The organism is Rhizobacter sp. P5_A1, assembly GCF_056400745.1.
This window is the reverse complement of the sequence record NZ_JBFUKR010000007.1, coordinates 108,128-134,533: the sequence shown is the minus strand read 5'-3', so window position 1 is coordinate 134,533 and position 26,406 is coordinate 108,128. Positions and strand designations below refer to the sequence as shown.

The 26,406-nt window shown below is 65.6% G+C and carries 25 protein-coding genes and 2 pseudogenes; 12 read left to right on the top strand and 15 right to left on the bottom strand.

Annotated elements, in window-relative coordinates:
• Positions 1-204 precede the first annotated feature (204 nt).
• The 13 genes from AC1DTW_RS10055 to nac form a co-directional block, all read right to left on the bottom strand.
• Positions 205-1,239 carry a porin gene (locus AC1DTW_RS10055; RefSeq protein WP_477980920.1) on the bottom strand — a complete coding sequence of 345 codons (1,035 nt, stop codon included), beginning with the start codon at positions 1,237-1,239 and terminating at the stop codon, positions 205-207.
• A gap of 125 nt (positions 1,240-1,364) precedes the next feature.
• Positions 1,365-2,195 carry an ABC transporter substrate-binding protein gene (locus AC1DTW_RS10050; RefSeq protein WP_477980919.1) on the bottom strand — a complete coding sequence of 277 codons (831 nt, stop codon included), beginning with the start codon at positions 2,193-2,195 and terminating at the stop codon, positions 1,365-1,367.
• Between the two features lie 33 nt (positions 2,196-2,228).
• Positions 2,229-2,963, bottom strand: a complete 735-nt coding sequence (locus AC1DTW_RS10045; protein ID WP_477980918.1) for an amino acid ABC transporter ATP-binding protein — start codon at positions 2,961-2,963, stop codon at positions 2,229-2,231.
• Between the two features lie 22 nt (positions 2,964-2,985).
• Positions 2,986-3,753 carry an amino acid ABC transporter permease gene (locus AC1DTW_RS10040; protein ID WP_477980917.1) on the bottom strand — a complete coding sequence of 256 codons (768 nt, stop codon included), beginning with the start codon at positions 3,751-3,753 and terminating at the stop codon, positions 2,986-2,988.
• Between the two features lie 2 nt (positions 3,754-3,755).
• Positions 3,756-4,457: an amino acid ABC transporter permease gene (locus AC1DTW_RS10035; RefSeq protein WP_477980916.1), complete on the bottom strand. Its 702-nt coding sequence runs from the start codon at positions 4,455-4,457 to the stop codon at positions 3,756-3,758.
• A 34-nt stretch (positions 4,458-4,491) separates the two neighbouring features.
• The gene (locus AC1DTW_RS10030) at positions 4,492-5,244 is read right to left on the bottom strand and encodes an SDR family oxidoreductase (RefSeq protein WP_477980915.1); all 753 of its coding nucleotides are present in this window, start codon (positions 5,242-5,244) and stop codon (positions 4,492-4,494) included.
• 110 nt (positions 5,245-5,354) lie between these two features.
• Entirely contained in the window at positions 5,355-6,134 is a 780-nt protein-coding gene (locus tag AC1DTW_RS10025) for a LamB/YcsF family protein (protein ID WP_477980914.1), read from the bottom strand.
• A gap of 21 nt (positions 6,135-6,155) precedes the next feature.
• Complete coding sequence (locus AC1DTW_RS10020) at positions 6,156-6,572, bottom strand: acetyl-CoA carboxylase biotin carboxyl carrier protein (protein ID WP_477980913.1); 417 nt, start codon at positions 6,570-6,572, stop codon at positions 6,156-6,158.
• Between the two features lie 2 nt (positions 6,573-6,574).
• Complete coding sequence (locus tag AC1DTW_RS10015; RefSeq protein WP_477980912.1) at positions 6,575-7,564, bottom strand: 5-oxoprolinase subunit C family protein; 990 nt, start codon at positions 7,562-7,564, stop codon at positions 6,575-6,577.
• Positions 7,561-8,217 carry a 5-oxoprolinase subunit PxpB gene (gene pxpB, locus AC1DTW_RS10010; protein ID WP_477980911.1) on the bottom strand — a complete coding sequence of 219 codons (657 nt, stop codon included), beginning with the start codon at positions 8,215-8,217 and terminating at the stop codon, positions 7,561-7,563. Before pxpB ends, AC1DTW_RS10015 begins: the two co-directional genes overlap by 4 nt.
• A gap of 2 nt (positions 8,218-8,219) precedes the next feature.
• A complete protein-coding gene (gene accC, locus AC1DTW_RS10005) occupies positions 8,220-9,575 on the bottom strand; it encodes an acetyl-CoA carboxylase biotin carboxylase subunit (RefSeq protein ID WP_477980910.1) in 1,356 nt (451 codons plus the stop codon).
• A gap of 24 nt (positions 9,576-9,599) precedes the next feature.
• Positions 9,600-10,016 (bottom strand): acetyl-CoA carboxylase biotin carboxyl carrier protein, encoded by a 417-nt coding sequence (locus AC1DTW_RS10000; RefSeq protein ID WP_477980909.1) that lies wholly within the window; start codon positions 10,014-10,016, stop codon positions 9,600-9,602.
• A 121-nt stretch (positions 10,017-10,137) separates the two neighbouring features.
• Positions 10,138-11,079 (bottom strand): nitrogen assimilation transcriptional regulator NAC, encoded by a 942-nt coding sequence (gene nac, locus AC1DTW_RS09995; protein WP_477980908.1) that lies wholly within the window; start codon positions 11,077-11,079, stop codon positions 10,138-10,140.
• A 197-nt stretch (positions 11,080-11,276) separates the two neighbouring features.
• Between nac and AC1DTW_RS09990 the strand changes: the two genes are divergently transcribed.
• The 6 genes and pseudogenes from AC1DTW_RS09990 (at position 11,277) to AC1DTW_RS09965 (ending at position 16,233) form a co-directional block, all read left to right on the top strand.
• A complete protein-coding gene (locus AC1DTW_RS09990) occupies positions 11,277-12,485 on the top strand; it encodes an aspartate transaminase (protein WP_477980907.1) in 1,209 nt (402 codons plus the stop codon).
• A 21-nt stretch (positions 12,486-12,506) separates the two neighbouring features.
• Positions 12,507-13,181 carry an RraA family protein gene (locus AC1DTW_RS09985; protein WP_477980906.1) on the top strand — a complete coding sequence of 225 codons (675 nt, stop codon included), beginning with the start codon at positions 12,507-12,509 and terminating at the stop codon, positions 13,179-13,181.
• A 22-nt stretch (positions 13,182-13,203) separates the two neighbouring features.
• Positions 13,204-13,910, top strand: a pseudogene (locus AC1DTW_RS09980) (NAD(P)-dependent oxidoreductase).
• Between the two features lie 102 nt (positions 13,911-14,012).
• The gene (locus AC1DTW_RS09975; protein ID WP_477980905.1) at positions 14,013-14,789 is read left to right on the top strand and encodes a glucose 1-dehydrogenase; all 777 of its coding nucleotides are present in this window, start codon (positions 14,013-14,015) and stop codon (positions 14,787-14,789) included.
• Between the two features lie 20 nt (positions 14,790-14,809).
• Positions 14,810-15,844 carry an L-idonate 5-dehydrogenase gene (locus AC1DTW_RS09970; protein WP_477980904.1) on the top strand — a complete coding sequence of 345 codons (1,035 nt, stop codon included), beginning with the start codon at positions 14,810-14,812 and terminating at the stop codon, positions 15,842-15,844.
• Positions 15,845-15,987: 143 nt separating this feature from the next.
• Positions 15,988-16,233, top strand: coding sequence for a hypothetical protein (locus AC1DTW_RS09965; protein WP_477980903.1), 246 nt, complete (start codon positions 15,988-15,990; stop codon positions 16,231-16,233).
• A gap of 347 nt (positions 16,234-16,580) precedes the next feature.
• Here AC1DTW_RS09965 and AC1DTW_RS09960 read toward each other — a convergent pair whose 3' ends face one another.
• Positions 16,581-17,465, bottom strand: coding sequence for a LysR family transcriptional regulator (locus tag AC1DTW_RS09960; protein ID WP_477980902.1), 885 nt, complete (start codon positions 17,463-17,465; stop codon positions 16,581-16,583).
• Positions 17,466-17,611: 146 nt separating this feature from the next.
• On the opposite strand from AC1DTW_RS09960, the gene AC1DTW_RS09955 reads away from it, so the two are divergent.
• The 6 genes and pseudogenes from AC1DTW_RS09955 to AC1DTW_RS09930 all read left to right on the top strand — a co-directional run.
• Positions 17,612-18,589, top strand: a complete 978-nt coding sequence (locus AC1DTW_RS09955; protein ID WP_477980901.1) for a Bug family tripartite tricarboxylate transporter substrate binding protein — start codon at positions 17,612-17,614, stop codon at positions 18,587-18,589.
• Between the two features lie 13 nt (positions 18,590-18,602).
• A complete protein-coding gene (locus AC1DTW_RS09950) occupies positions 18,603-19,970 on the top strand; it encodes an FAD-dependent oxidoreductase (protein WP_477980900.1) in 1,368 nt (455 codons plus the stop codon).
• 670 nt (positions 19,971-20,640) lie between these two features.
• The gene (locus tag AC1DTW_RS09945) at positions 20,641-21,867 is read left to right on the top strand and encodes an MFS transporter (protein ID WP_477980898.1); all 1,227 of its coding nucleotides are present in this window, start codon (positions 20,641-20,643) and stop codon (positions 21,865-21,867) included.
• A 79-nt stretch (positions 21,868-21,946) separates the two neighbouring features.
• A complete protein-coding gene (locus AC1DTW_RS09940) occupies positions 21,947-23,824 on the top strand; it encodes an FAD-binding monooxygenase (RefSeq protein WP_477980897.1) in 1,878 nt (625 codons plus the stop codon).
• 128 nt (positions 23,825-23,952) lie between these two features.
• Positions 23,953-25,290: an amidohydrolase gene (locus AC1DTW_RS09935; RefSeq protein ID WP_477980896.1), complete on the top strand. Its 1,338-nt coding sequence runs from the start codon at positions 23,953-23,955 to the stop codon at positions 25,288-25,290.
• A gap of 269 nt (positions 25,291-25,559) precedes the next feature.
• Positions 25,560-25,742 (top strand): annotated as a pseudogene (locus AC1DTW_RS09930) (acetyl-CoA C-acyltransferase); the annotation flags it as partial.
• A 98-nt stretch (positions 25,743-25,840) separates the two neighbouring features.
• Here the strand turns inward: AC1DTW_RS09930 and AC1DTW_RS09925 are convergent.
• Entirely contained in the window at positions 25,841-26,332 is a 492-nt protein-coding gene (locus AC1DTW_RS09925; protein ID WP_477980895.1) for a MarR family winged helix-turn-helix transcriptional regulator, read from the bottom strand.
• Positions 26,333-26,406: the final 74 nt, after the last annotated feature.

The following is a 26,406-nucleotide window of genomic DNA, read 5'->3' as shown; positions in this document are numbered from 1 at the left end:
TTGCCGCGAGAGCGGCCTAGCTGTGAAGGTTCAATAGGTTGTTGGTGTCCACCCGGACCGAGTTTGAGAGACTGGTAATCGCCAGGCGAGGCGGGCTCGTATCAGGGCGCGCGCCAAGGCCCTGCCAACCAAGCCGAAGCCGTTGTTCGGCCTGCCGTGGTGGCGCGGGCTGGAGGATCAATTTCAGCTTCTGTTGCGCTGGATTCAGAAAAAGTGCCGCAATCCGAACTCGTAGCCCGTGTTGGAAAAGCCCGTCAACGCTCCAATCGCCGGCCCTCCCGAGATGACGTAGTTGGCTGCCCCCTTGTTCCTCAGATGGGCGACATTGGCGTACACGGACGTGCGCTTGGACAGGTAGTACCAGTAGCCCAGATAGACCTGACTGGCGTCGTTGGCGTCGGTGCCGCCCCCAGATGCATTCAGCCTTTGATACGACGCGCGAATCTCGCTCGTTCCCACCGGAACGATGACGCCGACCAGGACCGTGACGGCCTTCTTCACGTCGTAGGCGTTGCGGTTCGCAAATCCCTCCAGCGTGGCGACCCCGAAGTTGTACGAGCCGCCGATGCTCGTGGTCTTGAACTTGGGCGTATCGGCATTCGCCGTGTCCGTCTGACCAAACGCGGCGGACAACTTCGCGGCACCTATGGCATAGCTGACACGCGCACCGGCGTATTTCTGTCCCGCCAGCCCTTCGCCGGGTGCGACCATGACCTGCCCCGAGAAACCGGCGAGGTTGCTCGGCAGGAAGTAACTCACCGCGTTGTTGGCCCGCACCTCGGTCACCGCACCGCTACCGAGGTAGGTCCACAGGTTCAGGGCATTGCCAGAGCCGTTGGTGTTGGCGGGGTCGAAGTCGGCCATGATGCCGAACGCGGGCACATAGTCGCGGCCGAGGCGAAACTCGCCGAACTTGCCGGCCATGCCGACCGTGGAGCGGCGGTTCCACATCGCCGTCGTCGTGCCATTGCTGCCGCCTTGCGTCCCGACATCCGGATCCACTTGGCCCTCGAGCCAGAAGATCGCCGAAAGACCGTCGCCCAGGTCTTCGGTGCCCTTGAGAGCGATCTTGCTGGTGCTGGCACCGTTGTCCTTCAACAGGTAGTACGAGCCGGCGCCGTTCTTGACATGGCCAGCGCCGAGGTCGAGCGTGCCGAAGACGGTGACGGAGGATTGGGCGTGGGCGGTTGCGGCGCACAGAGTGCATGCCGCGGCCGCGGCGAGGAGACGCTTTTTCATTCTGTTTTCCTGGGTTGTGTTTGGAACGGACGAGTTCATCCCCGCGCCCAAAGATCGGCGCCTAAAAAAGGGGGATCGGGTGATGGACGAACCGGGTGCGGCGCGAGACGCCGCGGCGGTTCAGGTCACTGGAGCGGCACGAACTTCAGGCTGCTGAGCGGCATGACCTTTTCCTCGCGGACCATCTTGTATTCGGTGTTCGGGCCGAGCCACTTGGCCCAGAGCTGATCGATCTCGCCGGCCTTCTCCATCGTCGCCAGCGCCTCGTTGACCTTCGCGAGCAGCGCGGGTTCGTCCTTCTTCATGCCGACGCCCACGGGCTCGAGGGCCATCGGTTCCTTGATCATCTTCAACTCGACACCGCCGGTCTTGGACTGGTTCACGAGCTTGATGATGGTCATCGTGTTCGCCACCATGCCGACCGACTTGTTCTGCTGCACCGCCATGTAGGCCGAGCCGGTGTCCTGGAACGTCACCGGCTCCGAGTTATTGAGCTTGATCGACTGTTCGGAGGTCGAGCCCTTCGTCGAGCTGATGCGCTTGCCCTTGAAGTCGGCCTTGCTCGTGCCTGGGTCCGAGGCCTTGACCGCCAGCATCTCCTTAGCGACGTAGTACGGGTCGCTGAACTGGATCTGCTCGCCACGGCTGAGCGTGTACGCGAGATTGGCCACCGTGACATCGACGCGACCCATCTTCACCTCGGGCACACGCGCTTCGACCGACAACGGCGTGATCTTCGCGACCACCCCCAGATGCTTGGCCAGCGCATTGCACAGGTCGACGTCGAAGCCGACCATCTCGCGGGTCTTCGGATCGGGCGCGGCAAACGGCGGCACGTCGGCGAACGTGCCGCACTTCAACTCCTTGCGCTGCTGGATGTCCTGCCATTGATCGGCATGCGCAGCAGCAGCCAGGCCGCAAAGGCCCAGCGCAACGAGAGTGATCTTTCGGGACATGTCGAACTCCAGGGGTTGATGAAGAAGCAAGGATCAGTGCGAGCGCAGATCGGACAGAAAGCGCTGCGCGCGCGGGTGCTGCGGGCTGCGGAAGAAGGTGTCGGGCGCGGCGATCTCGAGAATGCAACCAGCGTCCATGAACCAGACCTGGTCGGCCACCTCGCGCGCGAAGTTCATCTCGTGGGTCACGCACATCATGGTCATGCCGTCCTTCGCGAGGCTTCGCATCACGGCGAGCACCTCGCCAACCATCTCGGGGTCGAGCGCGCTGGTGGGTTCGTCGAACAGCATTGCCGGCGGGTCCATCGCCAATGCGCGCGCGATGGCCACGCGTTGCTGCTGGCCGCCCGAAAGCTGAGCGGGATACGACTCGGCCTTTGCCGCGAGGCCGACGCGTTCGAGCAGCTGCATCGCCCTGCCCTTTGCATCGGCTCGCTTCACGCCGCGCACCTTCATCGGCGACAGCATGATGTTCCCGAGCACCGACAAGTGCGGGAACAGGTTGAAGCTCTGGAACACGAAGCCGATGCGGCTGCGCAGCTGGTTGAGCTCCTTGCTGCTCATCCGCGCCTGGATGTCGTGGCCGTCGAACAGCAGCTGGCCGGACTTGATCTCCTCGAGCCGGTTGACCGTGCGGATCAGCGTGGACTTGCCCGAACCCGACGGCCCGCACACCACGACCACCTCGCCCTTCCTGACCTCCGCATTGATGTCGGAGAGGGCCCGGTAGTCGCCGTACCACTTGTTGACGTTCGAGAACGTGATCATGTCGTCGGCTCCAGGTGACGGGTCAGTGGTCGATCTGCGCCTGCAGCGCCGCCGCGCGCGCCTTGGCGATTGGCTTCTGCGCGACCTGGCCGCGCCGCTTCTTCGTGATGCGCCGCTCCAGCCACTGCGCCCATTGCGTCAGGCTCCAGCACACGACGAAATAGCTGACGGCCAGGATCAGGAAGACGTGGAACGGCTTGGTCAGCAACTGGTTGTTGATCTGGTTCGCCGCGAACGTCAGCTCCTGGACGTTGATCACGTAGCCGAGCGTGGTCTCCTTGATCGTCGAGACGAACTGGCTGAGCATGCTGGGCAGCATGTTGTAGAGCGCCTGCGGCAGGATCACCGACCCCATCGCGCCCAGGTAGCTGTGGCCGAGCGCGCGCGCGGCCTCCATCTGCCCCCTGGGCAGCGCCAGGATGCCGGCGCGCACAACTTCGCTCAGGTAGGCGCCTTCGTAGATCACGAGCGTGCACAGCATCGTCGTGAAGCCCGACACATTGCGCCCGATCAGCAGCGGCACCAGAAAGTAGACCCACAGGATCACCATCAGCAGCGGCACGCCACGCACGACGTACACCAGCGCGGTGGCCGGCCAGTTCAGGAGGCGACTGGTCGACAAGCGCGCCAGGGCCAGCAGCACACTCAGCGGGAACGCGAGCGCAATGCCCAGCACCGACAGGATCAGCGTGCAGGCGATGCCGCCGAGCGGGCCGTTGGGGTACGAACCGACCAGCAGCAGCAGCCAGTTGTCGCGCAGGATGCCGAAGAGGTCGAGGACGAATGCCATGGCTACTTCGCACCCGCAACGCTGTAGCGTCGGCCGAGCCACGCGCCGCCCGCCATGATGAGCAGCGAGATCGCCAGGTACAGCACCGTGGCGACCAGATAGGACTCGAACGCGCGGAAGGTCTGGCTCTCGATCTCCTTGACCGCGTGCGTGAGTTCGACCACGCCGATGGCCATCGCCAGACTGCTGTTCTTGAACAGCGAAACGCTGTGGTTGACCAGGGCCGGAATCGCGTTGCGAATCGCCTGCGGCATCAGCACATGGCGCATCGAACCGACAAAGCCATGGCCGAGCGCACGTGCCGCCTCGGCCTGGCCGTCGGGAATCGAGCGCAGGCCGGATCGCAGGTCTTCGCTGAAGTACGCGGCCTGGCACAGGCCGAGCGCGATGATCGAGAACAGCGCCTCGGCACTGTGCTCCGACAGCCAAGCCTGCAGGTTGTCGGGCAGCAGGCTCGAGATGCCGAAGTACCACAGCATCAGCTGCACCAGCGTCGGCACATTGCGGTGGTACGACACGTAGGCGGCCACCGACCGCTGCACCAGCTTGCTCGGCGTGAGGCGCAGGGTCAGCAGCAGCAGCGCCAGCGTCATCGCCAGCAGCCACGAACAGACGGCGATCACCAGGGTCAGCTCCAGACCGTGCACCAGCATCCGGCCGAACTCGGGGTTCAGCAGGATGGCGAGGAGGTCGAAGCCTTTCACTGGGTGCGCTCGGGTGCGGCTGTCGCGGGGTGCGTCAGCCGCGGGCCGACTCGGGCCGCGTGGTCGAGAGTCCGCCCGGCACCTGCATCGTCGGCGTGATCTCCATGTGGCCGATGTTCACCGCGATCGGTGCAGCGATCGCGAACGCGATCGCGTTGGCAATGTCGGCGGCCTGCGGCAGTTCGAAGCCGTCGATGAACTTCTCGCGGATCTCTTTCGAGTCGCCATGCACGTGGGCAAAGATGTCGGTCGCGACGCGTCCCGGGCAGATCTCGGTGACGCGCACGCGCTTGCCGAATGCATCGATGCGCAGCTGGCGCGAGAGCATGCTCACCGCGGCCTTGGTCGCGTGGTAGGTCGAATTGCCGTTGAAGTTGTAGGCGCCGGCAATCGAGCTGATGTTGACGACGTGGCCGCGGTCGCGCGCCACCATGCCGGGTACCACGAGCCGGCACAGGTGCAGCACCGCGCGCAGGTTGACGTCGATCAGCAGGTCGATGCCTTCGGCGTCGGCCTGCAGGATCGAACCCGGGCGGTCCACGCCGGCGTTGTTGACGAGCACGTCGAAGTCGACTTCCTGGGTGAGGCGCGTGATGCCGGCGAGGTCGGTCACGTCGATCGCATGGGGGATGCAGCCGGTGCGCTCGGCGAGCTCGCCGAGCGCCTTGGCGCCACGCGCCAGCGCGTGAACCTGCAAGCCCTCGGCGCGCAGGCGCTCGACGACGGCGGCACCGATGCCCGACGAGGCCCCGGTGACGAGAGCGGTCTGGTAGTCGCTGAACGGCATGTTGTCGCTTCCTGAGGGGATGGGTTCAATTTATCGGTCGGCGACGATTCGCGCCAAGACGGAATCACTGTGGAGAGATAAGACGCTCTTATGTCGGTGGCAACCCGTTGTCATGCGACGCTGGCCGCCATCTGCGCCGAGATCGGCACGATGCGGCCGCCGCCGGCCTCGATCTCGGCCCGTATCGCCCGGGCCAGCGCCAGAGAACCGGGCGTGTCGCCATGCACGAGGATGGACCGCATCGGCATGGTGATCACGTGGCCGCTGTAGCTGACGACCGTACCGTCTTGCAGCAAGCGGCGAACACGGGCCAGCACCTCGGCCTCGTCCTTGATCACCGAGTTGGCCAGCCTGCGGGGCACCAGCAGGCCGTCGTCGGAGTAGGCGCGATCGGCCAGGAAGGCGGTCGCCACACGCAGCCCGCAGCGATCGGCGGCACCCTCGATCGCCGCACTGCTGGAGGAGCTGATGATGATCGCCGGGTCGAACGCGGCGATCGCGCGCAGCAAGGGTTCGGCCAGCGACGCGTCGGCCGCGGCGAGGTTACCGAGCGCACCATGAAAGCTCATGTGGGTCAGGCGGTGCCCGGCGGCCCGCGCGATGCCGGCCATCGCGCCGAGCTGGTAGGTGACCATCGTCGCCAGCTCGGCCGTGTCGATCTGCATCGCGCGGCGGCCGAAGCCCTGTCGATCCGGAAAGCTCACATGCGCGCCGACATCGACGCCCCGCTGCAGTGCCAGCCGCGCCGTGCGGTCCATGATGAGCGAATCACCGGCGTGGAACCCACAGGCCACGTTGGCCGACGAGATCAGCGACAGCATCGCGTCGTCCTCGCCCATGCGCCAGGGGCCATAGCCTTCGCCGAGGTCGGCGTTCAGATCGATGTCCATGCGTGTGCCTCGCGTGAGAGGTCAATCGGCGTCGAGATCAACGAGCGGCGTGCCATAGCCCACCAGCGTGCCATCGGCCACCCGCAGGCTGGTCACGACCGCCGCCCGCGGCGCCCACACCGGCAACAGCAGCGCGCCGATGCGTAACAGGCCGATCGGTGCACCCGCCCGCACCGGCACGCCGACGGGCGCGAGTGGGATCGATTGCATCGGATGCGCGTGCAGGAACACCCCGGCGGACGGCGCGTTCACCGTCACGCGGTGCGATGGCTTGGATGGCGATGCGTTGGGTGTCGCCACGCTGCTCGGGCAGGCCGATGCGGCGTCTGCCGCGTCGCGACCCAGCCGCAGCAGCACACCGGGTCCCCGCAGTTCCAGCAGACCGATGCCGGCTTCGTCGAGCGATTCCGAGAGTTCCTGAAGGGAATCGATCTGCATGTTCAGCCTCTGGCTTGCTGGCGCCGGTACAGGCCGACGAGCCGCTGCACATCGGCCAACCATGCCTGCATCTGGTCGAGCGCGGCGACGGCCTCGTCCCAGGTGGTTTCAACGAAGCGCACCCGGCTGCCGATCGGCGCTTGCCCGAGTCGCCACAAGTCGGCCTCGATCACCGTGCCGAGCTTCGGGTAGCCGCCGGAGGGCTGGGCATCGCGCATCTGCACGATCGGTTGACCGCCCGCCGGCACCTGGATCACGCCGGGGACGATGCCGTGCGAGCGCATCTCGACAGGGTTGCCGGCCTCCAGCGGCGTGCCGGCCAGGCGATAGCCGTAGCGATCGCTTTGCGACGTGATCTTCCATTCGCCGGTCCAGAACGCGGCGCGCGAGGCTTCGGTGTAGTGCGTGTACTCGGCCGCCGGCAGCACCCGCATCGCCGCCACGCCGTCGACCTGCAGCGGCAGCGCGAGCGCGGGCGGCACCAGGCCGAATCCGCCAACATGCCCACCTGACTGCGCGGCGCCCGCCCGCAGCACATCGCCCCGGCGCAGCGTGCGCCCTTCATGGCCGCCGAAGTCGCCGCGCAACTGCGTGCTGCGCGAGCCGAGCACCGAGGGCACGTCGACGCCGCCAGGCAGGCACAGGTAGGCCCGGCTCGCACGCCAGGCGCCAGCGCGCGGCAAGCCCAGACTCAGGACCTGGCCGGCACGCGCAACGCCGGTCCACCACGGCAGCAGCGGCACATCGTCGACTCGCGCGGCGCAGTCGGCACCAGTGAGCGCGAACGGGCCGCCTTCGATGAAGCGCACTTGAAACGGAAACACCGGCACCTCGATGGCGGCAGCGCCCGAGTCGTTGCCCAGCAACAGGTTGCCGGCCGCGAGCGCGAGCGGGTCCATCGCGCCCGAGGTGCCCACGCCCCAGCGCAGCGCGCCCAGGCGCCCCAGGTCCTGCACGGTGGCCAGCGCACTCGCCGACAGGATCTCGATCATCGGATCACCTTCTGCACGCGAAAGCGCAGCGTGTCGCCCGGCTGCAGCAAGGCCGGCGGGTCTTGGCTCGGATCGAAGAAGCGCATCGCCGTGCTCCCGATCGTGTTCCAGCCGCTCGGGCCGGCGGACGCCGACACGCCGGTCTGCGCGCCGCCGATCGAGACCGCGCCGCCCGGGATGCTGAGCACCGGCACCTTGCGGCGCGGCGTGGCGATGCGCGCGTCCATGCCACCCAGGTAGCAGTAGCCGGGATGGCTGCCGAGCGCGTAGACCGGATACGCCGGTGTGCTGTGGATCTCGACGATCTCGTCGATCGACAGGCCGGTGTGCGCGACGACGTCCGGCAGATGAGGCCCGCCGTCACCACCGTAGACCACCGGAAGCTCGATGACGCGCCCCGCGAGCGGCAGCGGCTGCGCCGCGTTCCACGCATCGAGCAGGCGCGCATGCAGGTCGGCGAGCGAGCGCGGTGGGCGCACGAAGCTGAGCATCAGGTTGTTCATGCCCGGCACCGCCTCGCGCACCTCAGGCCACGCCTCGGCCTCGCGTGCGAGCGCCCAGATGCGTTGCTGATCCGGCAGCGTCATCGCGTGGCCCGGCGCCTCGAACAGCAACGCGCTCGTCCCCAGAGCACCGATGGTTGGTTCGCACATGCTCATGTTGCTGCGTTCCCGCTTTGCAGCCAGCGTTCGAGATGGTGGATGTCCACGCCGCCGGCGGCGAAGCTCGGCTCTTGCACGATGCGCCGATGCAGCGCCAGGTTCGTTGCGATGCCGTCGACTTGCATTTCGGCCAGCGCCAGGCGCATGCGTTCGAGCGCGTCGTCGCGCGTCGCGCCGTGCACGATCAGCTTGGCGATCATCGAGTCGTAGTGCGGCGGCACGCGATAGCCGGCGCTCGCGTGGGTGTCGACACGCACGCCGAAGCCGCCGGGCACGAGCCAGCCGGTGATCAGGCCGGGCGACGGCGCGAAGGTCTCGGGGTTCTCGGCATTGATGCGGCATTCGAGCGCGTGGCCTTGGCAGCCGATGTCTGCCTGCGCCAAGGTCAATCGCTCGCCGCGTGCGACGCGGATCTGCTGCTGGACGATGTCGATGCCGGTCGTCATCTCGGTCACCGGGTGCTCGACCTGCAGCCGGGTGTTCATCTCGATGAAGAAGAACGCGCCATCCTCGTAGAGAAACTCGAACGTTCCCACGCCGCAGTAGCCGATCTGCCGGCAGGCTTGGGCGCAGCGCTCGCCGACCTCGGCGATCCGTTCAAAGGCGATGTCCGGCGCCGGCGCCTCCTCCAGCACCTTTTGATGACGGCGCTGCATCGAGCAGTCGCGGCTGCCGAGCCACAGCGCGTGGCCGTGGCTGTCGGCCAGCACCTGGATCTCGACGTGGCGCGGGTGCAGCAGGAACTTCTCGATGTAGACCTCGGGGTTGCCGAAGGCGCGGCGCGCCTCTTCGCGCGTCAATGCGAGCGCGTCCAGCAGGCTGCCCTCCTCGTGCACGACCCGCATGCCGCGGCCGCCGCCGCCGCCGGCCGCCTTCACGATGACCGGATAGCCGATCTCACGTGCGATCGCCTGCACCGCGGTCGGGTCGTCCGGCAGCGAACCATCGGGCCCGGGCACGCACGGTACGCCGGCGGCGCGCATCGCGCGCTTCGCCGAAACCTTGTCGCCCATCGTGCGGATGCACGCGGCGCTCGGCCCGATGAAGCTCAGGCCCGCGGCCTCGACGCTGGCGACGAAGCCGGCGTTCTCCGACAGGAACCCGTAGCCGGGATGGATCGCCTGCGCGCCGCTGAGCTCGGCGGCGAACAGGATCGCGGCCTGATCGAGATAACTCTTGCCGGGTGCCGCCGGCCCGATGCACAGGGCCTGGTCGGCCTGCCGCACATGGACGGCGTCGCTATCGGCTTCGGAATACACGGCGACGGTGCGCAGGCCGAGCCCGCGGCAGGCGCGCTGGATGCGCAGCGCGATCTCTCCGCGGTTGGCGATCAGGACGGTGTCGAACATCGCAGCGGCTCGGTTCACGACTTCTCAGGCGAAGCGCATCAGGGGCTGATCGGCGTCGACCTCCTGGCCCGACTCGACCAGGACGTCGACGAGCGTCCCGGCCTGCTCGGCGCGCACCTCGTTGAACACCTTCATCGCTTCGATCACGCACAAGGTCTGACCCGCGCTCACCGGTTGACCAGCGGCCACGAACGGCGGCTCCCCGGGTGCGGGTGACAGATGCACGACGCCGTACAGCGGGGCAACGAGCGGCGGAGTCGCCGCGCTCTCACGTGGCATGGGCGCGGTGGCGACGCGCGGCTCGCTCGCCGTCGGCACCACTGCGCCGCCAGGCACATGCCGAACGAGGTGCAAGGTCCATCCGTCCTGCGCGAACTCCATCTCGGCCAGGTCCGAGGCGGCCATCGCGTCGATGAAGGTCTTGATCTGCTGTTGATCCATGGGCTGCGTCCACCGGGGCCGACAGCGCGTCCCGAAGACGCGCGCTGTCCTGTGGCCTCAAAGGTATCGGTGGAACGCGCTCAGCGCCAAGACGGAATGTCTCTGCCGAGATAAGGGACCCTTATGACGGCAGCCCGCCTTGCGTCTCATCCGGCGCCAGCAGCGAGCCGGGCAGTGCGGCAACCAGCTCGAGCAGGATGTCCTTGATGGCCTGCCCGGGCTCGGACAGCGGCAAGTGGTCGGACTGGCACAAGGCCAGCGGCGCCTCGATCACCGGCTCGACGATGCGGCACTGCCAGGCGCCGCACGACCCCACGACCTCGCGCGCCATCGACGCCGGCAGGATCGTGGCGCCCAGACCGTCGGCGATGACCGCGGTGAGCGTGCCGGCCGATTCGATCTCGGCGATCACGCGCGGCGTCATGCCGGCCATGGTGAAGGCCTCGTCGACCATCTTGCGCACGATGTTGTAGGGCCGCGCCAGGTAGAGATCGGTGTCGCCCAGCGTGCGCAGCGGCACCTCGTCCGGCGGCTGTGGCATGCTCTGCGGACCGACGAGGTAGAGCGGCTCCTTCAGCAGCGGCAGGAACTTCAGCCCGTGCACCGCGGTCTTGCCGCCGTACAGCACCGCGAGGTCCATGCGCCCGCTCATCACCAGTTCGGACAGCGTCGTACCGTAGGTCTCGTTCAGGTACAGCAGCACGCCGGGGTGGCGCGCACGCACCGTGCGCAGCAGCGGCAGCGCGAGCCCGGCCGCCGCCGTCCCCGGCGCGAGACCGACCGACACCGCGCCCGACACGCCGCGACCCGCGGCATCCATGTCGACGCGCGCCTGCTCGCACTGGCGCAGGATGAGTTGCGCATGCCGGTACAGCACCTTGCCGGCTTCGGTCGGCGTCACGCCGCGCTTGGTGCGCAGCAACAGCTGCTGCCGCACCTCCCCTTCCAGCGTGGCGAGCTGCTGGCTCAGCGCTGGCTGCGCGATGTGCAGCACATCGGCCGCCTGCGTCAGGCTGCCGATGTCGACGATCTTCACGAAATACTTCAGGCGCCTGAGGTTCACCGCACGGTCTCCTTCATCGATGCCACCGGGCTCGAATGTCGGCAGCGCCGCGAGCAAGAATCGCGCGCGCCAGGGTTCGGCCGACCTCGCATGGTATCCATAAGACTTGCCTATAGTGGCAGACCGAACTCGTCTTGGCGATAGCCCCGCCGCGGTCCTACTGTTATGGCTCTCGAACAGCCGCAGCAAGGAAATCCGTGAGCACTTCCCGCATCGCCGAGCGTGTCCGGCGCATCAAGCCGTCGCCGAGCACCTCCGCCGCCGACCGCGCCAACGAGCTGCGCCGGCAAGGCAGGTCCATCGTGAACCTTGTCGTCGGCGAGCCCGACTTCGACACCCCCGCGCACATCCGCCGGGCGGCCGCGCTCGCGATGGACAACGGCGCGACGCGCTACACGCTGATGGCCGGCACGGTCGAGTTGCGTCAGGCCATCGTCGCCAAGCTCGAACGCGACAGCGGGCTGCACTATGCATTGAACGAGATCGTCGCAACCTCAGGCGCGAAGAGCGCCATCTACAGCGCTTTCGCGATCACGCTGGAGCCGGGCGACGAGGTCATCATCCCGGCGCCCTACTGGGTCTCGTACCCGGACATGACCCTGGCCTGCGACGGCAAGCCCGTCACTGTGCCCTGCCCGGAGGAAAACGGCTTCAAGCTGACGCCGGTCCAGCTCGAGGCCGCGATCACACCCAGGACCCGCTGGCTGCTGATCAACTCGCCCAGCAACCCCACCGGTGCGGCCTACACCCTGCCCGAATACCGCGCGCTCGCCGACGTGCTGCTGCGCCACCCGCAGGTGCTGGTGATGACCGACGACATCTACGAGCACATCCGCTTCGACGGGCAGCGCACGCCGCACTTCCTGCAGGCCGCGCCCGAACTGCGCGAGCGCACGCTGGTCGTCAACGGCGTGTCGAAGACCTACGCGATGACGGGCTGGCGCATCGGCTACGTGGCCGGGCCGCGCGATCTCGTGCAAGCGCTCGACACCTTGTTGTCGCAGTCCACAGGCAACTGCTGCTCGATCAGTCAAGCCGCGGCCGCAGCGGCGCTCGATGGCGACCAGCGCTTCGTCGGCGAGAGCGTGGCCATCTACAAGCAGCGGCGCGACGCGACGCTGGCGCGCATCAATGCCATTCCCGGCCTGAGCTGCCGCGCGCCCGACGGAGCGTTCTATCTCTACATCGGGTGTGCCGGCCTCATCGGCAAGCGCACGCCGGATGGCAAGGTGCTGGAGCAAGACAGCGATGTCGTGATGTACCTGCTCGACAGCGTCGGCGTGGCCGTGGTGGCCGGCACGGCCTACGGGCTGTCGCCGTACTTTCGCCTGTCGATCGCCACCTCCATCGAGATCCTCGAAGAAGGCTGCAAGCGCATCGCCCGCGCCGTGGCCGAACTGCATTGAACCCAAGAGACAAGAACCTCCATGAGCACCTACAAGGCCATCCGCAAGATTCCATCGGCAACGCAGGCCGATCTCGGAGTTCTCGCTGCGCTGCGCGAGATTCCGCTGTCTGCGCTCAGCGACAACATGCACCGCAACATCGGCACGGTCGGGTTGCAGCCCTATCACCGGCCGGTTCGGCAGACGATGGCTGGCACAGCAGTCACCGCGCGCTCGCGCGGCGGCGACAACCTCACTTACCTGCGTGCGCTCGAGTTCTGCCGCCCCGGCGACGTGCTGGTGATCGATGGCGGCGGTGACTTGCTCAACGCCGCGGTCGGCGGCATCCTATCTTTCTACGCCGCGAGCATCGGCTTGCAAGGCGTGGTCGTCGACGGCGCGATTCGCGACGTGGCCGAGATCCGCCAACGCGAGTTCCCGGTCTACGCGCGCGGCGTCACGCACCGTGGTCCCTACAAGGACGGCCCTGGCGAGATCAACGTGACCGTCTCGATCGGCGGCATGGTGGTCAATCCCGGCGACATCATCGTCGGCGACCAGGACGGCCTGCTGGCGATCCCGCAGGACGGCGTCGAGGCGCTGATCGACAAGGCGCGCGGCGTGCTCGAAGCCGAGGCGGAAACGATGCGCGCGATGAAGGAAGGCCGCTGGAGCCGTGCCTTCATCGACGCGCTGGAAGCGCGCTGCAACAACTGAACCCACCGATCTGGAACGCTCGATGCAGACCGCCGCCGTCCTCGTCACCCGCGCGACGTTCCCCGACATCGCCGATCGGCTGCGCGAACACTTCGCTGTCAGCGACAACCCGCCCGACACGGTCTGGAGCCCGACCGAGCTGATCGCGCGCCTGCAAGGCAAGCAGGGCGTGATGAGCACCGGCAGCGAGCGCATCGATGCGACGCTGCTCGATGCTTGTCCGGAGCTCAAGGCCGTGTGCAACGTCGGCGTCGGCTACAACAACGTCGACGTCCTGCGCGCGAGGCCGAGGCGCGCGCCCGCTGGGTCGACAAGGCAACCCTGTTCAAAGAGGCCGATCACCTCGTGCTCGTGCTGCCTTACTCGCCCGCGTCGCACCACGCGATCGGTGCGGCCGAGCTGGCGCAGATGAAGCCAACCGCGACGCTGACCAACATCGCGCGTGGCGGCATCGTCGACGATGCCGCGCTGGCCGCTGCGCTGCGCGCCGGGACGATCGCCGCCGCCGGCCTCGACGTCTATGAAAACGAGCCGAAGCTGAACCCGGCCCTGCTCGAACTGCCCAACATCGTGCTCACTCCGCACATCGGCAGTGCTTCGGCGCACACGCGACGTGCGATGGCGGCGCTGACCGTCGACAACCTGATCGCAGCGCTCGGCAAGGGCCCGAACGCCGGCCGGCCGCCGACGCCGGTGAATCCTGACGTGCCGCGCAATCAGCTGTCATGACCGACCCGCGCATCCTGGTGATGGGCGTCGCCGGCTCCGGCAAATCGACGGCGTGCTGACGTGGCTCGACCGCATCTCGACGACCCCATTGCGATGAACGACATGACCCCTTCCGCCCTGAAAAGCTTCGACCTCAGCGGTCGGACCGCACTCGTCACCGGTTCCAGCGCCGGGATCGGCTACGCGCTCGCGCGGGGGCTCGCCAGCGCCGGCGCGCGCGTGATCCTGAACGCGCGCAATGCGCAGAAACTCGAGCAGGCCGCAGACCGTCTGCGTGCAGAAGGCGCCTTCGTGCTCAGCGCCGCGTTCGACGTGACCGACGGCGCGGCCGTCACCGAAGGCGTCGGCCGGATCGAAGCCGAAGCCGGCCCCATCGACATCCTCGTCAACAACGCCGGCATGCAGCGCCGCGCCCCGCTCGAGCAGTTCGACGAGGCGCACTGGCACGAGCTGATGAAGACCAATGTCGACAGCGTGTTCCTGGTCGGCCAGGCGGTCGCACGCCACATGATCGATCGCCGGCGCGGCAAGATCATCAACATCTGCTCGGTGCAGAGCGAGCTCGGACGCCCGAACATCGCGCCCTACACGGCGAGCAAGGGTGCCGTGAAGATGCTCACGAAGGGCATGGCGATCGACTGGGGCCCCTACAACATCCAGGTCAACGGCCTCGGCCCGGGCTACTTCAAGACCGAGTTGACCGAAGCGCTGGTCAACGATGCCGAGTTCACGCGCTGGCTGCTCGGACGCACGCCTTCGCGGCGCTGGGGTGACGTGCAGGATCTCGTCGGCGCCGCCGTGTTCCTGGCCAGCGACGCGTCCAGCTTCGTCAACGGCCACATCCTCTACGTCGATGGCGGCGTGACCGCCACGCTCTGATGAACCTTGGGACTCGACTGATGGAAGCTCTTGTCATTCACGCGCCCGGTGACCTGCGCGTCCAGCAGATCGCCACACCCGAACTGGGCCCGGAGCAACTGCAGGTGCGTGTGCGCTGCGGTGGCATCTGCGGATCGGACCTGCACTACTACCGCCATGGCGGCTTCGGCACCGTGCGCATCCAGGAGCCGATGGTGCTCGGCCATGAGGTCGCCGGTGTGATCGAGGCCGTGGGCTCAGCGGTCAGCGGATACGCCGCGGGAGACCGCATCGCGGTGAGTCCGAGCCGGCCCTGCGGGCTGTGTCGCTTCTGCCAGCAGGGCCTGCAGAACCATTGCCTCGACATGCGCTACTACGGCAGCGCGATGCGCAACCCGCACGTGCAAGGCGCATTTCGCCAACAACTCGTCGTCGAGACGCACCAGGCGTACAAGCTGGCGGACGGCGTCAGCGATGGCGAGGGTTCGATGGCCGAGCCCTTGTCGGTCGCGCTGCATGCGGTGCGCCGCGCCGGGCCCCTGCTCGGCAAGCGCGTGCTCGTCACGGGGTGCGGGCCGATCGGCGCGCTGGTGGTCATTGCGGCGCGGCGTGCCGGTGCGACCGAGATCGTCGCCACCGACGTGATGCCGCATCCGCTGCGCAAGGTGCTGCAGCTCGGCGCCGACGAGGCCATCAACATGGCCGAGCGGCCCGACGCGCTCGATCGCCATACCGCCGATAAGGGGCACTTCGACGTGCTCTTCGAGGCCAGCGGCAACGAGCGCGCGCTGACGGGCGCTTTCAATGCGCTGCGCCCGCGCGGCATCATCGTTCAGCTCGGTCTGGGCGGCGAGATGAACCTGCCCATCAACACCATCGTCGCGAAGGAGTTCGACTTGCGTGGTGCGTTCCGCTTCCACGAAGAATTCGCGGTCGCCGTCGAGCTGCTCAACAAGGGGCTGGTCGACGTCAAGCCTCTGATCTCGGCCACCTTGTCCTACCGCGATTCGGCGCGCGCTTTCGCGCTGGCCGGTGATCGCACACAAGCCATGAAGGTCCTGTTGAGCTTCGACTGAACCGGAGACATTCCTGGAGATGGGAGTTCCGCTGGCGACGGCGGCCGGTGAAAAGCGGACGTTCGACGTACCGCGTCACGTCGCCACTCGCCGAGTGATTCAACATCCGCTTCAGAACGCCCCCGGAAACGAGTTCCTCGGCGATGCTCGCGAACGTCGCACGCAGGCCGTGCCCCTTGCACCTTGGTTCCGGCCTTCGCGTTGATCCAGGCCAGCGTCTTGCGCGCATCGACGATCGCGAACAGCGGATCGTGGGGCTCCTTGTCCAGGCAGTTGCGCTCAACGATCTGCAACGCCTGGCGCGACAGGAGCAACTCGTGATCGCTCCGGTTCTTGGTATCCCGCAGCACGATCCTGCCCTTGCCGATCGACGTCCCGGACGAGGATAGGCGCGCCTCCAAACCAGAGCTGCAAAGCAGCGGAGTAGGGATTGGGATCGACGAAAGCAGTCGTCCGACCACGACAGCTACTGGCCGTCCAGCGAAGGCCAGACGACAACTTCGAGCGGCAGGTCATCGAAGCGTTATCGACATCCGACCCGGTCTGACAGCAATGTCACGCAGACCGCCCGGCTAAGTTCATCGATCGTGCGGTCGCAGTCGACCCAACGCGGTCACACCGATCACGTGATTCGGCTCCGCGAAGCGGTCCTTGGAAGGGGGTTAACCGGGCAGGCCCGTTGCTTGCCCCCAAGGGCTTCCCTTGAATAAGTGGGCAAGTCTCAGGCGATAGATCCCTACTCCAAGAAGAGCTCCGCGATCACCGACCGCAGCCAACGATTCGCCGGATCTTGCTGATACCTCTCGTGCCAGTGCTGCTTGATCGCGAATCTGGGCAATTCGAACGGCGGAGGCAGCGCTTTGACCTTAGCAATGCGCACGAGCATCTGAGCGATTCGCTCAGGAACCGTGGCAACCAAATCGGTATGGGCCAGCAGATTGCCAACCCCTGGGAGGGTAGGCAGCAAAAGCATCACCCTGTGCCGAATTCCCAGTCGCTCGAGCTCGTGCTCGACCAGGCTGTGACCCGTTCCGGCCGCCGTGACCACGACATGCTTCTCGCGTTTGAAGGCTGCTGTCGTGACCTTCAGTTCGATCCGAGGGTGATCCTTGCGCACAACGCAAGCGAAGGTTTGGTCGAAGAGTCTCTGCTGGTAGAAACCCGCTTCGAGTTCGGGCATGAAGCCCACCGCCAAGTCCGACTCACCGGACTCGAGCATCTTGGGCGTATCCGCCGTGATTCGCAGAACCTCGATGCGCACGGAGGGAGCCAGCGTATTGATTCGGTTCACCAACCCCGGCAGGAACTCCAGGTGACTGATGTCTGTCATGGAGATGCGAAACCGACGTTCGCTACCGGCAGGGCCGAACAGCACTTGCTGTTTCGTCGCGACGCGAAGTAGTTCGAGCGCTTGGCGCAGCGGCCCGAGCAGGGACGCAGCGTGCGGTGTCGGAACCATGCCCTCGGACGTTCGGACGAACAGCGGATCGTTGAACTGCCGACGCAGGCGACCGAGCGCAAGGCTGACGGACGTCTGGGGCAAGCCGAGGTTTTCTCCCGCGCGCGAGACGCTCCTCGTCTTGTAGACCTCATCAAAGACTGCGAGAAGCTTCATGTCCATTATGCAGATTCCCGCTGACACCTATTCGATCCATGTCATGGACGAAATGTTCTCACGAACCTAACCTTCTCGCAAGCCGGCAAATGAACGGCACCCACGGCTGCACCAAAGCAGCCGCCACCCAAGAACGATCTGAGAGACAAAACATGCAACGTGCCCATCTCGCCCGCCTGTTCGTCTGTGCCGTCTTGCCTTTCGCGACTGCGATTTCGCAAGCACAGGCCTGGCCCAAGGGACCCGTTCACGTCGTCGTTCCGTTTGCTGCCGGTTCGACACCCGATGTCGTCGCCCGACTTCTGTCCGAGCGGCTTGCCACGCGGCTGGGAAAGCCCATGGTCATCGACAACAAGCCGGGGGCGGCCGGCAACATGGGCACCGATACGATCGCCAAATCAGCGCCCGACGGGCAGACGATTGGTGTCAGCATCGCGGGCCCGCTCGCGGTGAACGCATTGCTGTTCAAGAAGCTTCCCTACGACCCGGCGCGCGATCTCGAGCCGATCACCATTGCCGCAACGCAGCCGGCAGTGCTGGTGGTCTCGAACAAGCTGGGAGGCGTGAACAGCGCGAGCGATCTATTCGCGCTGATGAAGAAGAACCCCGGGAAGTACAGCTTTGCATCGATGGGCGCCGGCACCGTGTCGCACCTGGCGATGCAGGCCTTGTCGTCTCGCAACGAAGCGGACCTGGTTCATGTCCCGTACGGCGGGTCAGGCGCGGCCGCGACCGCAATCATCTCCGGCGAGGTTGACATGGCTGTCCTGCCCGCAGCGGCCGTCATGCCAAACATTAAGGCGGGCAAGCTCCGGGGCTTGGCGGTGGCGTCAGCCAGGCGTTCGACCCTGCTGCCCGAGTTGCCCACCTTGGCTGAGGCCGGCGTGCAGGACGTTCAGGCGGATGCCTGGATCGGTTTCATCGTTCCGGCCAAGACTCCGCCCGAAATCGCCAAGCGCCTGCACGACGAACTGGTTCAGGTGCTCGCAGAACCGGGCATCAAGGAGAAGCTTCGCTTGCAATACATGGAGCCGGTGGCTAACTCGTCCGCCGAGTTTCGCGGCGTGCTTGCCGCTGATGTAGCGCGTTGGAAGCCGGTCATTCAGAAGCACAACATCACCCTGGACTAAGGAGGCGAACGACATGAGCAACGATTCGATCTCGCCGATCACCGAACCAGCCCGCGAGACGCCCCTGTTCGGCGACTTCGATGTCGTCGTGCTCGGCGGAGGACCCTCAGGCATCGCCGCAGCCGCCTCGGCAGCGCGCAACGGCGCCAAGGTGCTTCTGGCCGAGCGCTACGGGTTTCTGGGTGGGATGGGAACCGCAGCGGGTGTCACCAATTTCTGCGGCTTGCATGCGAACGTCTTCGGCAATATCCAGCAGGTAGTGCATGGCGTCACCGATGACTTGCTCGAACGGATGCGCGGGCTGGACGGCCTGAACGAGCCGCACCTGGTGCTCGGCAAGACCTTCGCGCAGGCCTACGACATGTCGGCGTTCAAGTGCGCAGCAGATGCGCTTCTGGTCGCAGACGGCGTGCACCTGTTGTTCCATGCCCTGGCCGCCGGCGTCATCAAAACCGCCGAGGGTCGAATCCACACCCTGCTTCTCGAAACGAAGTCTGGCCGAGTCGCAGTGCGTGCTCAATGCTTCATCGATTGCTCGGGCGATGCCGACATGGCCCACTGGGCGGGCGTCCCGACCGAGAAAGGCGACGAGCACGGCGAATTGCTCTATCCGACGATGATGTTTCGCGTTGGCAACGTCGATGCTGAAGCGGCCGGTGAGGCCTGGAAGACGATTCCGAAGCTGATGGATGCAGTGGAAGCGACCGGTGAGTTCACGTTCCCGCGCAGAGGCGCCGTGGTTCGACCGCAAAAGCACTCCTATGAATGGCGGGTGAACGTCACCCAGCTCAAGAACAAGGACGGCTCTGCAACGGACGGAACCGACGCGAGCTCCCTCAGCGAAGGCGAGCTTGAAGGGCGGCGCCAGGTCGTCGACTACCTGCGCTTCCTGCGCAGCAAGGTGCCCGGCTTCGAGCACGCCTATGCCCTCGACATCGCGCCTCAGCTCGGGATCCGCGAGACACGTCGCCTGATTGGGGAGTACATGTTGACCGCCGACGACGTTCTGCAGTGCGTCGACTTCCAGGACACGATCGGCGTGAACGGCTGGCCACTGGAGAAGCATGTCGCTGGCGACGTGAAGTGGATCTGGCCGCCGATCCCCGAATCCCGCGGATACAACCATCTGCCGTATCGCATGCTGCTCCCGCGCCGGTCAACGGCCGGCGGCGTGGACAACCTGCTGGTGGCCGGCCGCTGCGCGTCGATGACCCACGACGGGCAATCGGCTGCGCGCGTCACTGGCGCTTGCTTCGTCATGGGGCAAGCAGCCGGTACGGCCGCGGTTCTGGCGCTCAAACTAAGCGGGTCCGTTCATGACATCGACGTGAGAGAACTCCAGCGTCTGCTGACTCAGCAAGGCGTGTTTCTCGGCACCTGAAGGCGCGAAGCCTGAGTCGACGTTGGGCAAGTAAGCCTCCGCCGACCGGGCGCACCACCAGTCGGTCCCTCATTGATTTTGTGGCGCACAAGACCGCCGGGCCGCTCCACGTCCAAAGGAACAACCATGAAGCTTCGAGCGAATTTTATGTGGAACGCCCGACGTACTTGCACTTGTCCGCCTCCGAGCGCACTGCTGGAGACCATCTCACATGGACATGCACATGGCTACGCGGTCCGGCAGACCGATTCGCGGCGTCAAGGGGCATGTGCTGAGCAGATGTTGGCGCTGGTCATCATCGTTACGTCGCTGCTAATCGTCGTTTGGGCGGCGTGGCAGTTGGTGGCGTCGTACGCGTGAGCCTCGACATGAGCTCATTCGCGATGTTGATCGAATTCCATCGCCTTCGCGGATCGCGCGCACAGGTCATGGCTGCTTGGCGCACAACACCAGCACGCGGTCTGACCTCACTTGTCGGTATCGCGCTCGCCTCTGGACGCGGCGGTAGGGAGGACGTACCAACTTCGCCTGTAGCAACTGAGGTCGCGAACGCCAAGCCGACTTCCCATGTAGGACCACGGGCCGTTGCAGGCGACGGCTTGCTGAGACCCGTGGCCTACCGATGAGCGAACAGGTAAGGCGCGCCTCAGCGTCGCGACGGAGACAAGACATGATCGAAACTCGTTCACCGATGCCCGTTCCGAACGCCTCAGTGAAGCCGACGCCGGCGGTCACCTATAGATGGCTCGTGTTGGGTGTGGCATGGGCTGCATTGCTGATGGCATTCGTGGACCGTCTGGCATGGGCGAATCTGGCGGCACAGGTCGGCGGCTCGCTGGGCCTGCCAATCGCCGGGCTCGGTGTATTTTTGACGTCGTTCTACATCGGCTACGTCGGTGCCAATGTTCTGGGCGGCCTTGCGACCGACAAGCTTGGCCCTAGCCGAACGCTGACGCTGGCGATGTTGCCGCTTGGCATCTCCACCTTCCTGTTCAGCTACACGTCGTCGGTGGCGCTCGGGCTTGTTTTGCAGTTCGTGATGGGGCTGGCGGCTGGGGCCGATTACGCAGCCTGCGTGAAGCTGGCCGCGACCTGGTTCGAATACCGCCTGCGCGGGCGCGCAATGGGCCTGCTGATCACGGCGTCGTCGGTCGCAGTCGTGTTAACCAACGCAATGGTGCCCGCCCTCGCTGCCGCGGTCGGGTGGGCAGCCGTGTACAAGGTGCTGGGGGTCGTCACGGCCGCGATCGGCATTGTTTGCTGGTTCGTCTTGCGCGACGCACCGGCGGCCTCGTCCCAGGGAACTGAAACTCGGCGGTTCATGGAACTGTTCCGAAACCGTGACCTGATGTTGCTTTCGCTCGCAGGCTTCGGTGCGCTGTGGGGCACGTGGGGGTTCGCGTTCTGGGTCAACGCGCTGATGACCAAGGGACACGGCCTGAGTCCCGTTCGCGCTGGCTTCATCACGGCGATGTTCGGCGTGGGCGCCATCTTTGCGAAACCGCTCATAGGACTCCTCTCCGATTGGCTCGGCGGTCGCCGCAAAGCGCTCGTGATCGTCTGCCTCATCAGCTTCACCGCGATGCTGCTGCTGTTCGGCACGTTGCACACCGAAACAGCGTTCCTGATCGCCGCGCCGATCCTCGGCGTGACCGCGTTCGTCTACTCACCGCTGATGGCGGCCATGGTGGCCGAAAGCGCGGGACCGCGCCTGGTGGGCTCGGCGACCGGGCTGACCAATGCGTTCTGGCAGCTTGGCAACGTCATCGTGCCGCTGGCGGTGGGCGTCGTCTACCAGTCGACTCAGTCGTTCAACGCCGCATTCGTCACCTTGGCTGCCGGCCCGTTGCTGGGGGCGCTGAGCATGTCCGCGGTGCGAGAGCGTCCGCAGCTTTGAGTTCCATCTCACTCTCGTGGCCACCGACGGCATCAAGCCCGCGCTGTGCCGCAGCCATGCACGTACGAAGGGAGACCACATGCAGTTCTATCTGAATGGCTACGCACCCGGCAATCCCGACATCGTTAAGGAGAAGCTTCCGGACGCCGTCGACGTTCTTGTCATCGGCAGCGGCCCTGCTGGGGCACTGCTGGCCGCACAGCTTTCAAATTTCCCTCGCATCAGCACCCGCTTGATCGAGCGTCGCGAGGGTGCGCTCCAAGTTGGTCAGGCGGACGGCATCGCCTGCCGTACGGTTGAAATGTTCGAGACTTTCGGTTTGGGGCAGAAGCTCGTCCGCGAGGCCTATTGGGTTAACGAGACCGTCTTCTGGCGTCCGTCGAAGCAAGACCGTACGCAGATCGAGCGCACCGGACGCGTCCAGGACACCGAGGACGGCTTGTCGGAGTTTCCGCACCTCATCGTCAACCAGGCCCGCCTGCAGCAGTGCCTGCTCGACTACATGAGGATGTCGCCTACACGACTCGAGGCCAACTACGGCCTGGAATTCGTCACCCTGAAGGTCGAAGCCGAAGGTGAGCACCCGGTCGTGGTCACGCTGCGCGATGTGAGCACGGGTTCGAAGACCACCGTCCGCGCCAAGTACGTTGTCGGATGCGACGGTGCACGCAGCTTGGTGCGTGATTCGATTGGAGCCGTCCCGCGTGGCGACTTTGCCAACCATGCTTGGGGTGTCGTGGACATGCTGGCCGTCACCGACTTCCCGGACATCCGGCTCAAGGCCGCCATCCAGTCTGCGGATGAGGGCAACATCCTGTTGATTCCGCGCGAGGGTGGCTACATGGTGCGGCTCTACGTCGACCTCGGCGAGATCGACCCGAACAACCGCGAAGCCTTCCGTGACAACACGCAGGAGAAAGTCATAGCGATCGCCCAGCGCGTGCTTCGCCCGTACACGCTCGATGTGAAGAGCATTGTGTGGTTCGCCGTTTACCAGGTCGGCCAGCGCGTCACAGACCGGTTCGACGATGTCCCGAGCGAACAGATCGCGTCTCGCCTGCCGCGCGTGTTCATCGCCGGCGACGCCTGCCACACACACAGCGCGAAAGCGGGTCAGGGCATGAACGTTTCGATGCAGGACACGTTCAACCTCGGCTGGAAACTCGCCTCCGTTCTCGAGGGCCGTGCCAAGCCGGAACTGCTGCGCACCTACTCCGCTGAGCGCCATGCAATTGCGCAGGGGCTCATCGACTTTGACAAGGAGTGGTCGAAGATCATGGCCTCGCAGCCCCTGGATCCGGACCACCCGGAGCTCGGCGGCGTCGATCCACAAGAGCTTCAGGCGTATTTCGTGAAGTCGGGTCGTTACACGGCTGGCGTCGCGACCCACTACGCGCCGACGACGATGCTGACGTGCGAGGCCACCCACCAGGGCCTTGCAAAGGGATTCACGATCGGCATGCGGTTTCACTCGGCACCGGTCGTGCGGCTCGCAGACGCCAAGCCGCTGCACCTGGGCCACGTCGCCCGTGCCGATGGCGCGTGGCGCATCTACGCCTTTGCCGATGCAGACGGCAAGCGACTGCGCGAACTCGCCACCTTCTTGGCGGAATCGCCAAACTCCCCGATCCGTCGATTTACGCCTACCGGCGCCGACATTGACACGGTCATCGACGTTCGCGCGGTGTTCCAGCAGGGACACCGTGATCTGAAAGTGGAGGAGCTGCCAACCATTCTGATTCCGCGCAAGGGATGCTTCGGTCTGGTCGATTACGAGAAGGTCTATTGCCCCGACCTCAGGAACGGCCCCGACATTTTTGATCTGCGCGGCATCGACCGCAGGAATGGTGCGATGGTCTTGGTCCGGCCCGATCAATACGTTTCAAACGTACTTCCGCTAGACGCTCACGAGGCACTCACCGCTTTCTTCGCGGGATTCCTGCTCGATCCTCACTAATGCAATCGCGGCAGATCCAGCGTGCGAGGCTCGAGTCGATACCGGTGTCCAAGGTGACGACACGGCTCGTCCAACGCAGCCATCTCGCGCCACACCTCTTGTTTGTTTTCCTCCAGTAGACAACCAACATGCACATGCCTTCGTACTTCAAGCCAATCGCTGCCTGCGCGCTACTGTTCTGCCTCGCCGCCGGTACCTCTGCGCAATCGTCCTCGGTCGCCGAGCAGTACGGCGCCAAAGCGAACGGGCTCGTCAACGAGATGTACCCTCAGCTTGAGGCCTTGTACAAGGACATCCATGCGCACCCCGAACTGGGCTTTGAGGAAACGCGCACCGCCGCCAAGCTGGCCGTCGAGATGCGCGCGCTCGGTTTTGAGGTCACCGAGAAGATCGGAAAGACCGGTGTTGTCGCCATCCTAAGGAACGGCACCGGGCCGACGGTGATGGTGCGCACCGAGCTCGATGCGCTGCCGATGGAAGAGAAGACGGGATTGCCCTATGCCAGTACGGCGAAGGCGACATCCAACGGGCGCGAGACCTTCGTCGCCCACAGCTGCGGCCACGACGTTCACATGGCCGCGTGGGTCGGAACCGCCCGCTTGCTGCTCGCGCTGAAAGATCAGTGGCGCGGCACGCTGATGTTCGTCGCCCAGCCGGCCGAAGAGCTGGTCATGGGCGCGAAGGCGATGCTCTCGGACGGCTTGTTCACGCGCTTCGGCAAACCTGACTTCGCCTTTGCGCTGCATGCATCAGCCGCGCCCTATGGCACGGTGACCTACAACGCCGGCCCGATCACCGCCAACTCCGACAGCATGGAGATCACCTTCAAGGGACGCGGCGGCCACGGCTCGGCGCCACACAGAACGATCGATCCGATCACCATCGCAGCGCATTTCATCAACGACGTGCAGACAGTGGTCAGCCGCGAGAAGGATCCATTCGAGTTCGGCGTGGTCACGGTGGGCGCGGTGCAGGCCGGTACGGTGGGCAACATCATTCCCGATTCGGCCGTGCTGCGCGGCACGATCCGCTCGTACAAGCCCGAGGTGCGCAGCAAGCTGCTCGATGGCGTGCGGCGCACCGCCAATGCATCGGCCATGATGGCTGGTGCACCGGAGCCTGAGGTATCGTTGAGCGAAGGCGGTCTCGCAGTCATCAACTCCGAAAGCGTGGTTTCCACGACCGAGACGGTGCTCAAGGCCGCACTCGGTGTGAAGAACGTGATGCGCGCACCCCCGATCAGCGCCAGCGAGGACTTCTCCGTTTTCGTCAACGAGGGCGTGCCATCGATGTTCTTCTTCATCGGCGTCCACGATCCCAAGCAAGTGGCCGATTCGATGAAACCGGGAGGCAAGCCGCTGCCCGCCAACCATTCGCCGTTTTTCGCACCAGTGCCCGAGCCATCAATCAAGACAGGTGTGCACGCGATGAGTCTCGCGGTGCTTAACGTGCTGGACAAGAGGTGACCGGTGGTGGTGGCTGGCGAGCTGCGACGATGGTTTCGACTTCGCCCGCCCCGCCGCTGAAGACGATCTGAGCTGCAGGGGCGGAACGCACCATCGGAACATCGGAACTGGTTCCATGAAATGGACCGTCCACCGGACTGCGGTCTGCGGTCTGCGGTGTTGGCGTGCCTCTAGTAGCGAGCCACAAAGCCGCCGGCGACGAGCGTCGGCTTGTGGCCGAGCAGCGACACACAGCGCGGGGTTTCGCTCCCCTCCCTCGACACCTGGATCCGGAAGACATCGTCAATGTCGAGGGCGGCTCCATCGCCCACGGCCACGCCATCGGCGCAACGGGCGCCGTACTGACGACGCGGTTGCTGCACTCGATGCGGCACGACGGCCTGAGGCGGAGCATCGTGACCCTCTGCATCGGCGGCGGCCAGGTCATCGCACTCGCGCTGGAAATGCTCTGACCGGGACATGATGCGTTACGAGTGAGGAGCGAAGTGCTCGAAGTGCGTCCTTCGAAGTCAAGGCGGGGGCCGACTCGAGCGCGGCGAATTCGGCGCGGTCAGCGCCCTCGCGATCGCGCGACCTTTTGCAAAAGCTCCAGCAACATGTGTCGCTCGCCCTCGCTCAGGTCCTTCAGTATGTCGCGATCGGCCTGAAGCAGTCGCCCGAGCGCGAGCGAGACAAGCTTGTCCCCCTCACGTGTGGTACTCAGGTTCTGCGTTCGCCGGTCGGTCTCGTCTCGCGTGCGCTTGAGCAGACCGCGCTGCTCCAGTCGATCCAGCCAGATCGCAACCCCCGGGGTCGTGACGGACAAGGCCTTCGCCACTTTCGTAGCGGTCACGGGCGCGTTCTCGTGCACCAGCTGCAGGATCGTGAATTCCACCGGCCGCAGATCAAGGGGCTTACCAACGACCCGCACAAAAGCCTCAGTAGTCAGGATCGTGGTCTGCGCGAGCTGATACCCGAGGAGGCCGTGGATACCGCCCTCGCCCAATCCGCCCTGGGGGGTGAGTTCGTTCGAAGTGCGTCCGTCGCGCGTCATGAGCTTCATTGTGCCGCCTCGAGACGCGGCTCATCACACAAGACGAATAAGCAAGTAACTTATCGTTCGTCGCTGGATTCCCC